This is a genomic window from Bdellovibrio sp. HCB209 (assembly GCF_047306065.1).
Lineage (GTDB): Bacteria > Bdellovibrionota > Bdellovibrionia > Bdellovibrionales > Bdellovibrionaceae > Bdellovibrio.
Genome location: NZ_CP178618.1, coordinates 3,315,007 through 3,327,619 on the forward strand (window position 1 = coordinate 3,315,007; position 12,613 = coordinate 3,327,619).

Below are 12,613 nucleotides of genomic sequence, written 5' to 3' on the forward strand. Positions count from 1 at the left end.
GAATGAAAGCTATCGCACGTTTTACCTTCACACTGATTTTCGCGATGACGAGCGCAGCGAGCGCTGCTCCCGCGATCTCCGTGCGCAAGTACGTGGTACAGCGTGGGGACACCTTATCCCATATCGCCGATCGTATCCGTGGCGGGCACACTTACGGTGAAAACGAAAATCTTGAAAAGATCTTAGACCTAAACCCTGACGTAGTTAAGGCTCAGCACATTTACGTGGGCCAAGAAATTTTCATTCCTGCGGATGCAGAACTACGTATGCCTTCATCAGAAGAAAGCGTAGCTGAGAAAGCTATACCTGCTGAACCAGCAAAAGTGGTCACAGAGCCTCCTGCAAAACCAGTTGCTCCAGCACCGAAAGCAGAAGTTGCAGCTCCAGCTCCTACGCCAACGACTGAGAAATCTATCGCTACTCCTCCTCCCCCGACTAAGCCGCAACAGGTTGTAGTTGAGGAAGAGGAAGTAAACCAACGTGTTAAGGTTTCTGCTCTTTACCAATTCACTACTCTGGAAGCGGTCGACAAAACCACTACAGGCAAAGCAAGTCTTTACACCAATCACGACGTTGTCGTTTCAATCGCGGCTGAACAAGATTGGACTGAAGAATTTAAAACTCATTTAGAATTTGCATTCCGCCATCTTGAATTCATGTCTTCGACAAGCGCGACAAAACGCATCGCTAACGAAACCCAAACTCTTTCAAAAGTTTCTTTGGGTGGACAAGTTGCTCTGTCTAAAAATACAAATCTTTACTTTGACGCTATCTATGGCCAACAACTGTTCGTGCATGGTCTGTCTTCAACCGAAGTCTTCGCCGACACGGTTGGTGTTCCTGAGGCACGAGTTGGATTAGATCTGGCACTCTTCAGAAAAGGCTCTACATCTCTGGGGGTGTTGATTGATGGTAGCTACTTAGGCAGCTCTTCAACAGACTCCTATGATATTGAAAGTGGCTATGCTTATGGCGGCGCTTTCTATGTGAAGCGCAACAAGGGCTCACGCTCACTAGCTCTGCAAGTAGGGCTTCGTTATCGCAAACAAGACACTTCTTTCATTCAGCTTGATGAACAAAACATCTATGGATCGTTCATCTACGGATTTGACATCTTCGGCGGAGACAAATGATGAAAAAGATACTCCTCGCAATCACCATGATGGCAGTTGCAGCTTGTAAACCCGGCTCAAAAATTGAGGACGGGTTTCTGGCCGGAGTCTCTGTATCCGTTGGTGAAAGTACAATCTCTGCTGCTTCTACGGCTGTGACATCGGGAACTGGAACGACTGTCACTTTGACGACTCGTGATTCCTCTGGAAATGTTTTCCATATTCCTAACATCAATCCGGTAATTGCTTTCTCATTCTCTGGTGGGACTAGTACTGCTACATTTAGCACAGTTACTAATAATAATGATGGTACCTATACGGCCACAATGACTGGCGTTAACGCAGGTACGGCCGGAACACTGAGCGCCACAATTGATGGTGTTCCTGTTACGAAATCCACAGTTCAGGTCACAATCCTTCCTGGTAACTATTCCCTAGCGAATTCCTATGTAAGTGTTTCCGCGGCAACAGTGACATCAGGATCTGCTGTTACTGCGACCTTCCATACTTATGACACTTCTGGAAATCCCCTGACTTCAGGTGGAATGACAGTTGCATTCAGCCATACTGGTGGAGTGAGCACTGGAACATTTGGTACTGTGACCGATCATAACGATGGTACCTATTCCGTTTCCTTCACTGGAGTAAAATCCGGTACAGCGACTTCGATTCGTGCTGCGATTGCAGGTCAAGTTGTCACTAGCACTTTACCAACAGTGACGGTAAATCCTGGTGCCGCAACAGTCATTGCGATTTCCGCAGGTAACAATCAATCTGCTGTTGTCGGAAATGGCTTGAGTTCAGCATGGACTGTTCTTGTGACTGATGCTGCTGCCAATCCGATTAATGGTAAAGCTGTCAATTGGGCATCTTCTGGTAACTCCTCACTGAATCTTGCTTCAACAAATACAAACTCCAGTGGTCTTGCAAGTGTTGCTTTGACGATTGGAACAGTAACGGGATCATACAGCGGAACTGCAACTATCGATGGCACAACGACTTCGGTTAGTTTTGCGGCGACAGCTACTCCGGGTGCAATCAATAACTTATTGCTTTCAGGAGTTCCTGCAAGTGCAACGGCTGGCACTAGCTTCACGACAACTGTGACGGCGCGCGACTCTTTCAATAACGTTAAAACAGATTACACTGGAACTATTCAATTCAGTTCCTCAGATGTAAACTCCCCGACTCTGCCTGCAAACTACACATTCGTTTCTGGCGATGCTGGAACAAAACAGTTCTCGTTCACATTTAAAACTGCGGGCAGCCAAACTTTAACAGTGGCTCAATCCGGTGGCACACCAACAGTAACATCATCTTCGATTTCAGTTTCTGCGGGTGCGGCGACTCAGTTGCTTTTTATCACAGGCCCTTCAGATACATTGGCAGGATCAACACTAACAACATTGGTTGTGCGTGCCTTGGATGCTAACGCAAATACAGCAACGTCGTTTACTGGTAATATCACTGTTGCCTTTGGTAACAACCCTACAACGGCAACGTTGAACGGGACTAAAACTGTTGCAGCGACTGGCGGCTCGGCTTCATTCCCGGGTCTTTCAGTCAGTAAAGCCGGAACAGGGTTTACTCTTGTTGCGAGTGCTACAGGTTTGACTTCTAATACTTCAAGCTCCTTTGATATCGCACCAGCGATTCCAGGAACTTTCGCGATCTCTAGCTTAAGCGTTGTCGAGGCTGGTAAACTAAGAGTGCAGTTCGGTGCTTCCTCGGATGCAACTAGCTACACTGTGAAATACGGAACCTCTGCAGGTAATTACACGACAACGGCATCTTCATCTGCAACATCTCCATACGACATTACAGGTCTTAATGGTGGAACAACTTACTATGTGATGGTCACTGCAACGAACGTATCTGGTTCAACGGATGCCACGGCAGCGGCTTCAGCAATTCCATTAGATGCATTTACGGTAAGCTCTTTGACTCCATCTGTGGGCGGAACATCAGTTGCTTATGCAACTTCAAATGGTGCGACTTCGTATGATCTTCTTTACGATACCGTGACGCACACGGCTTCTCAAACATATGCTTCTAGTATTTTAGGAGTTGCCAACCCAGCTCCGGTAACAGGCTTAACTGCGGGCACTACTTATTACTTCCGCGTGAAAGCTTCGAACTCTTACGGTTCTATCGTTTCTACGAATGAATTGTCTGGTGCCGTTTATCAGAATTTCACTTTGAACATTCCGTTCACATCTGGCACTGCTGCAAACTACAGTTTCAGCAATTCAACGGGAACATCTTTGACGAATGACTTTGCCGTTTTAAATAAATCGCCGCAAACGGACAGCGTACAAGCAGATTTCCCTGTCGCTAATCTCACCGGCGTACAGTGGGATTCATCCAGAAATGCTCTAAGATTAAGCTCCAGCACGAATACCAATTCACTGGACAGCTCTTGGACTCCTCAATGGAGTAGCTTGGTCGCTTATTATAAATTTGACGGAAACCTTACAGACTCGATTGGCAGCAGAACTGCCACTGCAACTTCGGGTTCTGCTTCATTCGTATCAGGAAAAATTGGTCAAGGTGTCGAAATCACTTCGACGAATTACCTCACCGTTTCTAACATTCCATATTTCAATAATTCATTCTCCATCTCCATGTGGATTTACATGAATGATGATGGCAGCGGGCAGTACCCGATCGGCTATGGAAACAATGTGAACAATGAGGGTTTCTGGGTTGGTTATCCGTCGCAGTATTCTCAGTTTACGTTTATCGGAGCCAGTGCGCTTACCAGCTATATTGACTACAAGCCGGGTGACAATGGTCGCTGGGTGCATTTTATGGTGACCTATGATGGAGTTGCGAAGAATCGCGTTATGTACCGTAATGGAGTGCATTCAAATCCAGCGGGCACATCCAGCAATATTACAACGGTTAACGGAACGTTGACTATCGGACGAGGAGTCACGGCCAGTCAGACATACCGAGGTTATATTGACGAAGTCGCAATCTGGAATTCAGCTTTAACTGAAACTCAAGTTGCTGCCATTTTTGCAAATCAAACTGCTAAATCCACGGGACGATTTGATTCACGAGTTATGGATGCTCAAACTTATGGATCTACCAACACATCTTGGACTGCTCTTCTGCCTAAGACGACTTTACCGTTTGGCAAAGAGATTTCTGGCGATAGCGAAAGCAATCCTAATTATTCCGCTGTTACGACATCTTTGAGTAATTCATTAAAAGCAGTCTGGCATTTCAATGAAACTTCTTACAATGGAACCGCTAATGAGATTAAAGACTCCTCTGGCAATTCAAATCACGCATCTCGCAGTAGCTCCGGAGTCTCAGTAAATACGAAGCGTCCCAAATTTAATAACACGTTATACATTGGTAACGGCAGCGGAGGGACGAATGCTGACTATGCTCGAACTTCCGCAAGCAATACCTTCATCGCCTCAGACAACCAGTCTCTGACAATTTCAGGATGGGTCTCCCCTTACCAGATTTACACGTCTTCGCCGATTATATCTTTCCATCGCGGATCACCAGGGGAAACATTAGTATTTGGATTAGGTCCAAATAACAAACTCAGCGCATCCAGTTACAATGATGGCTCGACAGTCACAGTTTCCTCTACTCAAGACATCCGAACTCACGTCTGGCAACACGTAGCTATGACGTTCAATGGAACTTGTATTCAGCTTTACATAGATGGCGAGCCTACTGGTACATGTACAAATACGAAACTGAACGCCGCTGGATCCTATCAAGCTTACATCGGAACTATCAATGGCTCTGGTGCTGGTGGATACCGCGGGTTCTTAGACGAACTTGCTGTTTGGTCTCGATATTTAAATCCGACCGAAGTGCGAGATCTATATCGACGTTCTGCAAACAGAATTAGATATCAAGTGCGTTCTTGTACGAACGCAGACTGTTCTGATCAAAACTCTGCCAGTGGTCTTGGTTGGAAAGGTCCCGATAACACAGTCGACACTTATTTCTCTGAGAACTACAATCGAACTGACAACAGCCTGACTAATGCCCCAACACTGGGTACGAGCCCTGCAATGAATTTTAGTAAGTTTGGTTCATTGAGCGTAACAAACAACAGATTCTTTCAGTACCGCGCATTCTTAGACAGCGACAGCACAACAACAAGCTGTACTTACAATTCTGCTGCGGCAGAGTGCTCTCCAGAATTGCAAAGCGTGACGGCTGGACCAGATCGCTATGACAATACAAAACCAACTGTCACAGCAACTGGTGCCACAGTAACTTCTGCGTTCCAAGCTTTTGATAGCGGCAACACATTCTCTGCAACACCAAGTTCAGGCGTTGGTTGTACGGGTGATAAATACGCCCTGAGCTCTGATGGGACGACATACTATTATTACAACGGTACTGTGTGGGCGACATCTTCTGGCTATGGAACAGCAAGCACGGCCACACAAATCAGTACGGGCCTACCAAGCTTCGTGGCAACAGCAGGCACTGGGACATTGAGAGTAAGATCATATCTGAACTCAGATGGAACCACACCGTGCGAAATCGACAGCATCAGCGTGACTGGTAAGAAATACTAACGTTCGCGGCGCATGGTTTGGCGCAGCTGACTTTCGACGTCTTTCTTTTTGATAGACTCACGCTTGTCGTGGGTCTTTTTACCTTTTACCAAGGCGATTTCTAGTTTTGCACGACCGTCTTTGAAATAGATTTTCAAAGGCACGCAGGAATAACCTTTTTCAGACAAAGCCCCTTGAATTTCATCAAGCTCTTTACGGTTCATCAAAAGTTTGCGCAGACGTTCTGGTGCATGGTTGTTATAACTAGAGGCTTTGTATTCAGCGATGTGGGCATTCTGCAGGTAGGCTTCATTGCCACGGAAAGAAATGTAAGAGTCCTTTAGCTGCACGTCTTTCGCGCGCAAAGACTTTACTTCGCTTCCCATAAGCATAAGGCCCGCTTCGAAAGTTTCCACGATATGGAAATCGAAACGTGCTTTTTTATTTTCCTGAATGATCAGAATGTTTCCGGCCATGCTTATTACTCAAATCCAAACTTGTGATAGAGCTTAACGAAATGCGCAGGACTTAACTCCTCGGCACGGGCTGTCTCAGGGAAACCCAATTCCTTGATCCACTCTATCAGTTGCTCTTGAGTTACATTTCTTTGACCCAAAATACCAGCCAAATTTTTCTTCAAAAGCTTGCGGCGCTGGGCAAAAGCCATTTTAACGAAGATTAGGAACGATTTATGGTTCTTTACGTCGCTTGTAATGCGGGTAAAGCCCAAAACGCGGCTGGCAACCTTCGGTGGAGGCGCAAAATCCCCGGGACCTGCTTCCGACACGATATGGATGCTCCAGAAAGTTTGAGCGATCACACTGAGTAAACCATAGTGCTCGTCACGCGCAGGTGCTTTGATTCTTTGTGCGACTTCCTTTTGGAACATCAAAACCATGTGCTGAACACCGTGGTCTTCCATCGAGCGTTCAATCACGATGCTTGAAGAAATCTGGTACGGAAGATTCGAAACAAAGACTAATTTTTTGTCGCTGAAAAACTGTGACCAGTCCATGCGTAAAGCGTCTTGTTCATGAACCGTCAGACCTTTACCACGCCAGTAGGCCGCGATCTCGCGATCTAGCTCCACCACTTGCATCGGAATATTCAATTCCAAAAGTAAATCCGTCAAAGCACCGGGACCAGGTCCCACTTCAACCATCACTTCGGGTTCAAAGGCTTTTACCTGATCAATGATGCGATTGATGACGACATCATTAACTAAGAAATTTTGTCCCAAGGCTTTTTTAGCCTCGATGCCCAGTTGATCCTGAGCTTTTTTTAAACGTTCGCGGGCGTAACTCATTTGAAATCCGATTCAAGAGCGTGAGGAGATGGACCTAAATCAATTTGCGAAGATTCGCCACGGGCCATGCGAAGCGCACCCACATAACCAATCATTGCCGCATTGTCTGTGCAATAGCGAAGAGGTGGAACTACCAGGCGTAAACCTTTTTTCGCCGCCCACTCTTCAGCGCGAGCACGCAGACGAGAGTTCGCACTCACGCCACCTGTTAAGATCACGCGTTTCGCTTTAAAGACTTTGGCAGCACGGTCCAATTTAGCAATAAGCACATCAACAATCGCTTCTTGGAAAGAAGCGCACAGATCCGGCAATTGTGCCTTCACTTGTTCAGGTCCTAATTGCTGAATCATTCTTTGGCCCGACGATTTCAAACCAGAGAAACTCATATCAAAAGTATCATCGTGAATCATACTACGCGGAAATTCAAAAGCGTGCGGATTTCCCTGCTTCGCCATTTGATCGACCTTGACTCCCCCAGGGAATCCAAGGCCTGCCATTTTCGCAAATTTATCAAAGCACTCGCCAGCAGCATCGTCTTTCGTTGCTCCCAGCACGCGGTATTCACCTAAAGCTGTGATGTGATAAAGCGATGTGTGACCACCACTGATCGCAAGCCCCACATACGGATAATCAAAATCCTCTGGCGGAGCATACTGGGCATCTTTAAGGAAAGGCGCTAACAAATGACCTTCCAAATGGTTCACACCAAGAAACGGAAGATGTTTAGCTTGAGATAAAGATTTAGCTGTTACCAATCCCACGATCAATGCGCCGACCAATCCCGGGCGATTCGTTACCGAAATACCGTGGATATCAGACCAGTTCATGTTGGCTTTTTTAAAGGCTTCCTCGATCAGAGGAATCAGGGCGATGGAGTGATTGCGAGCTGCGATTTCAGGAACCACTCCGCCGTAGGCTTCGTGTTCAAGATCTTGAGAGGCGGACACCACCGAATGCACCCATCCGCTGCGATCTACGATCGCAACTGAGGTATCATCACAACTGGTTTCTATCGCTAATACTCTTTCAATCACTTGGCTCTATTTCATACCCTTCAAACGAATCTTAGCACGACGGCCTTCATCTGACTTAGGAAATTTGCTTAAAACCTCATCAAAAAAGGTTTTAGCTTCGTCTTTCATGCCCAATTCTTGGAAGGCCACACCGATTTTGTAGGTTGCATCAGCAAAGTGAGCACCCTTCGGAGATTCATCACGGTATTTTTGGTAAGCCAAGATAGCCTGTTTCCATTCCTTTTTATTGAAATGTTCTTGGCCGACATCATAAGGACTGCGTTTTGCCTTTTCAGCTTTTTCAGCGGCCTTTTCTGCAGCCGCTTTTTCTTGAGCAGCGATTGCCGCAGCTTCAGCTGCCTGGCGATTTGCATTGATGGCGTTTACTTGGCCATTCAAAGCGTAAACTTGAGTTTCCATTTTGGATAAAGCGTCCTGCAAAACATCGACTTTTTTAGACAAAGCTTCGTTCTGTTGTTGAGTCGCTTTCAATTGATTTTGAAGATTAGTGTTTTGTTGGTTGTTTTCAACCACATCCAAACGACCATTTAAAGATCGCATGTTTTCTTCGATATCAGAGAAACGATTGCCTGTATCAGCATTCGCTCTTTGCATCGTGGAGACTTGTTGTTGCATTACATTTCTTGATTCGTTATCGCGAACATCATTACGAGTTTGCAGACAGCCAGTCAGGAAAGCAGAAAGAGCAACGAACGTAAGAAGTAACTTCATAGAATGTCTCCGGTCTTTTGACGAATCAAACGAGCTGAGTTTTCTGCTTTTTCAGCAGCAAAACGGGCTCTTACAAATTGTTCTTTGGCGCGGGCGAAATCACGGTCGTCATAGAAAACGCGACCTTTGCGGTAGGCTTCTTCAGCCTGATGCCAGTAACCTGGCGAATGACGGGCGGCTTGAACAGAACGGGCCGCCTCAATGGCAGCCCGTGCTAGTGAATACTCATCAATGGGTGCAGGAACAGTCTGACAACCGACGATCACCGAAAAAAATAAAACTCCGATGAATAATCTGGCCAACGTCACTACACACCTTTCCTACTACTGAGCAGGAACGAAGTTAGCGCGACGGTTTTTAGACCATGCAGATTCAGAATCACCAGTAGCAACTGGTTTTTCTTTACCGTAAGAGATAGTGCTCAAACGATCTGCGTTGATACCCAAAGAAACCATGTAAGCTTTAACTGCGTTAGCACGACGCTCACCCAAAGCAACGTTGTATTCGATAGTACCGCGAGAGTCACAGTGACCTTCGATTTGTACTTTCACGTTACCGTTCTTTTTCATCCACTCAACGTTTGTAGCGATATCTTTTTTAGAATTCGCATCCAAGCTCGATTTGTCGTAACCGAAATGAACAGTTACTAGACCATCGATTTTACCGGAATCAGAACCAGCTGGATCAAAGCTCAACGGCGTTGATTCAAGAGCTGTGTTACCAGTTGGAGATGTTGAGATATTTGCATCTGAATTAGTTTGTTTACCTTTACAACCAACAACCATTGCACATGCAACAAGACCTAGAGCCAATTTACGAATCATGATGTCCTCCTACGAACTTCGAATAGCTATAATTAACAGTAAAAACTTTAATTTATAGCAGCTCATTGTCAAACCTTTGCTTTCTTAAAGTGTGTTGCGTTGCTGTAACTGTTAAATACCGAGATGGAAATATGCAGCTTTTTTTATTTAGACTGATGTTTGTAGTGTCCATTTTAATAGCAACTCCCCCTGTGTTTGCACAATGGGAAGTACAACCGTCGATAAAATGGAAGACTCTGCACACGGAACATTTCGAAGTTGTCTATAATGCAGAGCAGCCGGACCTTGGTCGTCTCTATGCTGAAAAACTAGAGCGCGCATACTACCAGCTACGTCTTTACTTTAGTGAACTTCCAGAGAAAACCGTGGTTGTTATCAACGACAAAACCGATATCACCAACGGTTACGCCACTCGCCTGCCTTACCCTCACATCATGGCTTACCCGGCTTTACCGGGACCTGAGGAAAGCTTAGCTGACACGGGCGATTGGGCTTTCGAACTTTTAGCTCACGAATACACGCACATTCTGAATTTTGAACCTGCGGGCGGAATCATGGTTCCATTGCGCGCGGTCTTCGGCAGTGTCATTGCACCAAATCTGCTTTTACCAAATTGGTGGAAGGAAGGACTAGCGGTCGAGATGGAGACGCGCTTAGGCCACAAAGGCCGCCTGCGCTCCTCCTATCAAGACTCGATGATTCGCGCGATGGTGGAGGATCAAACTTTATTCAAATATCCAATCGCAGAGATCAATGAAAGCATCCCAACATGGCCTGAGGGGGCGAGACCCTATGTATTCGGTTCTTTGATGTGGAGTCAGATCTTGGCCGACAAAGGCGACAAAGTGATCGATAGCCTGAATCAAAGACACGGCCGCCGCATTCCTTACTTCATCGAAACTCCAGCCAAAGACAATTTAGGAATGGAGTATGAGGCTCAATACGCGAAAGCCCTGACTGAAACTCAAACACGCGCCGAAGCTCAGTTAAAAACGTTGCGTGAGGTCCTACCAACTCCGTTTATCCAGCTTCGCAATGCCTATTTATTCCTAACGGCACCGACAATTTCCCCGGATGGCAAACGCATGGCCGTTGTCACTGAAGATGACTCGAACAATCGCTCGATTAAAATCATCGTGCGTGAGAATACTTCAACTAGTTTCATGGATGCGAAAGAAACCGACACTATTGAAAAGTTCGATCAAAATTTCTCCCCTACTCTGACTATGGACGAACCTCCTTCAGGGAGTATCCAAAGAATCAGCTGGTTCCCGGATTCGCAAAAAATCGTCTATGACAAAATCGACGTGACCAACAAAGTAGAACGCTATTCTGATTTGTTCCAATTCGATTTAGTAAAAAGAAAAACCTCGTCGCTGACTCGTGGACTTCGTGCCCGAGAGCCCTCTGTTTCTCCTGACGGACAAAAGATCATCTTTGTAAAACTTGAAGGCGGCAAAACAGAGTTAGCACTTTTAGATCTGTCCAATGGCAATAAGCAAGTTCGCAGACTTTATGCAGCCCCTATGATGGATCGTATTTCCTATCCGATCTTTTGGGATGAAGACACCTTGGTGTTTTCTTTGCGCCAAAACGGCAACGAATATCTGCATACTTACAAGCTCTCCTCAGGACAGCTTTACAAAATACTTCCGAATTTTCCAGATGCTCGCTTTCCTAAAAAGACAGTTGCTGGTCTGATTTTCACTTCCAGTAAAAATGGAACTCAGAATATTTATGTTGCAGACGACAAGCTACAATCTGCAAAACCGTTGACTCACACTTTGACGTCTGTATTCTCGGCAGACCTTGACCCGGTTATGCAGGAGCTTTTCGCGACTTCCATGACGTCTCAAGGTTTAAAAGTGGTGGCCTACAAATCTCAAGACTGGAAGGCAACTCCCACAGAGCTTCCCAAAGTCGAATCCCTACTGGGCGACCGCTACCCATCTGTCGATGAAACAAACTACGATGCCCTTGCACAAGCAGCGGTCAATCAAGGTCATGTTGAGGATTATTCCTCAGGTGGTTATTTGTGGCCTCGTTTTTGGGTGCCCTTCATTGCAGGTTCCTCAAGTGATACGGGTCTAATTTTACAAGCCATCACCATGGGCTTCGATCCATTGAAAAAACATTCTTACAACATCGTGGCGTCATGGGATACGGCGATCAATCGCGGTGGGATTGATGGATCTTACGTCAATCAACAAACGAACTTGCCATTTATGCTCAGCGCTTACACTCGCAGCAGCTATTTAGGCACGGTCGACAACAAGATGACCGACACGTCTTATGCCGCAGCGGTTTTACCAGATATGTTTTGGCTATCACGTTATGTAAGTCTTCAAGCAGGCTGGCAATACTTCCAAAGAGAAGTGGAGCTTTCCACAACTCCGATGACGAAACGCACAGGTCCTTACGCTTACCTGTCGTACACAAACTACAGTAAATCAGGTGCACAGATTTCGCCTGAGTCCGGTGGCAGTGCGTATCTAGGTGCTTACAACTATGTTCAACACGAAGACTACCTTCATCACTCACAGTTCACTGCCGGTGCGACAGTGTATGCCTCTCGCTATTTACCGAAACATCATGCGATCATGTTGCGCTTAAACGGGATGTATACTCCAGAAAGAATTCCTTCCATTTACGGAGCCTCGACTCAAAATATCGTGCTCTCCCAAGACAGTCCCCTGCCGCAATACCTGTTACGTGGTTATGCACGCGGGCAGATTTACGGCCGAAACATGGCGAACTTCACGGGCGAGTATCGCTTCCCGATTTCAACGATCTATAAGGGACCAGGAACAACGCCGGTTTTCTTCCGCCGAGTCACTGGCGCCTTAACTGTTGATGGAGCAGCCACAGACGGTGTCCTGGTTAACAACGCGACATCAAATGTCGTCTATAACGCCACCGACATGAAACGCAGTTTCTGGAGTGCCGGAGCAGAAGCTCACCTAGAAACTACGATCGGATTCATCGCCCCGGTGAGCTTTATCCTAGGAGTTTATCAGGCCTTCGACGCCCCTGGCGGCTCTGAAACGACCTTCCAAACCTCGATGCAAATCGTAGGTTTCTAGTG

9 protein-coding genes are annotated in these 12,613 nt (G+C 46.3%); 3 read left to right on the forward strand and 6 right to left on the reverse strand.

Translation table 11 applies throughout. From position 1 onward, the window contains the following. The first annotated feature begins 2 nt into the window (after positions 1-2). Positions 3-1,133, forward strand: coding sequence for a LysM peptidoglycan-binding domain-containing protein (locus ACLVWP_RS16080; RefSeq protein ID WP_413558668.1), 1,131 nt, complete (start codon positions 3-5; stop codon positions 1,131-1,133). Further along, the gene (locus ACLVWP_RS16085) at positions 1,130-5,674 is read left to right on the forward strand and encodes a beta strand repeat-containing protein (protein ID WP_413558669.1); all 4,545 of its coding nucleotides are present in this window, start codon (positions 1,130-1,132) and stop codon (positions 5,672-5,674) included. The genes ACLVWP_RS16080 and ACLVWP_RS16085 overlap by 4 nt, the downstream gene beginning before the upstream one ends. Here ACLVWP_RS16085 and smpB read toward each other — a convergent pair. Genes smpB through pal form a run of 6 tightly spaced genes read right to left on the reverse strand, consistent with a single transcriptional unit; the run spans position 5,671 to position 9,528 of the window. Then, positions 5,671-6,129, reverse strand: a complete 459-nt coding sequence (gene smpB / locus ACLVWP_RS16090; RefSeq protein WP_413558670.1) for an SsrA-binding protein SmpB — start codon at positions 6,127-6,129, stop codon at positions 5,671-5,673. The two genes, ACLVWP_RS16085 and smpB, sit on opposite strands and share 4 nt — an antisense overlap. Before the next feature lie 5 nt (positions 6,130-6,134). Further along, positions 6,135-6,959: a 16S rRNA (adenine(1518)-N(6)/adenine(1519)-N(6))-dimethyltransferase RsmA gene (gene rsmA, locus ACLVWP_RS16095; protein WP_413558671.1), complete on the reverse strand. Its 825-nt coding sequence runs from the start codon at positions 6,957-6,959 to the stop codon at positions 6,135-6,137. After that, entirely contained in the window at positions 6,956-7,993 is a 1,038-nt protein-coding gene (gene tsaD, locus ACLVWP_RS16100; RefSeq protein ID WP_413558672.1) for a tRNA (adenosine(37)-N6)-threonylcarbamoyltransferase complex transferase subunit TsaD, read from the reverse strand. The genes rsmA and tsaD overlap by 4 nt, the downstream gene beginning before the upstream one ends. 6 nt (positions 7,994-7,999) lie before the next feature. Further along, on the reverse strand, positions 8,000-8,704 hold the full coding sequence (locus tag ACLVWP_RS16105; RefSeq protein ID WP_413558674.1) for a tetratricopeptide repeat protein: 705 nt from the start codon (positions 8,702-8,704) through the stop codon (positions 8,000-8,002). Further along, entirely contained in the window at positions 8,701-9,012 is a 312-nt protein-coding gene (locus ACLVWP_RS16110) for a DUF4398 domain-containing protein (RefSeq protein ID WP_413558675.1), read from the reverse strand. The genes ACLVWP_RS16105 and ACLVWP_RS16110 overlap by 4 nt, the downstream gene beginning before the upstream one ends. Positions 9,013-9,027: 15 nt before the next feature. After that, positions 9,028-9,528 (reverse strand): peptidoglycan-associated lipoprotein Pal, encoded by a 501-nt coding sequence (gene pal / locus ACLVWP_RS16115; protein ID WP_413558676.1) that lies wholly within the window; start codon positions 9,526-9,528, stop codon positions 9,028-9,030. A gap of 155 nt (positions 9,529-9,683) precedes the next feature. On the opposite strand from pal, the gene ACLVWP_RS16120 reads away from it, so the two are divergent. Beyond that, positions 9,684-12,611 (forward strand): hypothetical protein, encoded by a 2,928-nt coding sequence (locus ACLVWP_RS16120; protein ID WP_413561589.1) that lies wholly within the window; start codon positions 9,684-9,686, stop codon positions 12,609-12,611. Positions 12,612-12,613 lie beyond the last annotated feature (2 nt).

Excerpts from the sequence above, each read along its gene's own strand:
- rsmA (WP_413558671.1), bottom strand. The coding sequence starts at position 6,959 with ATGAGTTACGCCCGCGAACGTTTAAAAAAAGCTCAGGATCAACTGGGC.
- ACLVWP_RS16105 (WP_413558674.1), bottom strand. The coding sequence starts at position 8,704 with ATGAAGTTACTTCTTACGTTCGTTGCTCTTTCTGCTTTCCTGACTGGC.
- ACLVWP_RS16120 (WP_413561589.1), top strand. The coding sequence starts at position 9,684 with ATGTTTGTAGTGTCCATTTTAATAGCAACTCCCCCTGTGTTTGCACAA.
- smpB (WP_413558670.1), bottom strand. The coding sequence starts at position 6,129 with ATGGCCGGAAACATTCTGATCATTCAGGAAAATAAAAAAGCACGTTTC.
- ACLVWP_RS16080 (WP_413558668.1), top strand. The coding sequence starts at position 3 with ATGAAAGCTATCGCACGTTTTACCTTCACACTGATTTTCGCGATGACG.
- pal (WP_413558676.1), bottom strand. The coding sequence starts at position 9,528 with ATGATTCGTAAATTGGCTCTAGGTCTTGTTGCATGTGCAATGGTTGTT.
- ACLVWP_RS16085 (WP_413558669.1), top strand. The coding sequence starts at position 1,130 with ATGATGAAAAAGATACTCCTCGCAATCACCATGATGGCAGTTGCAGCT.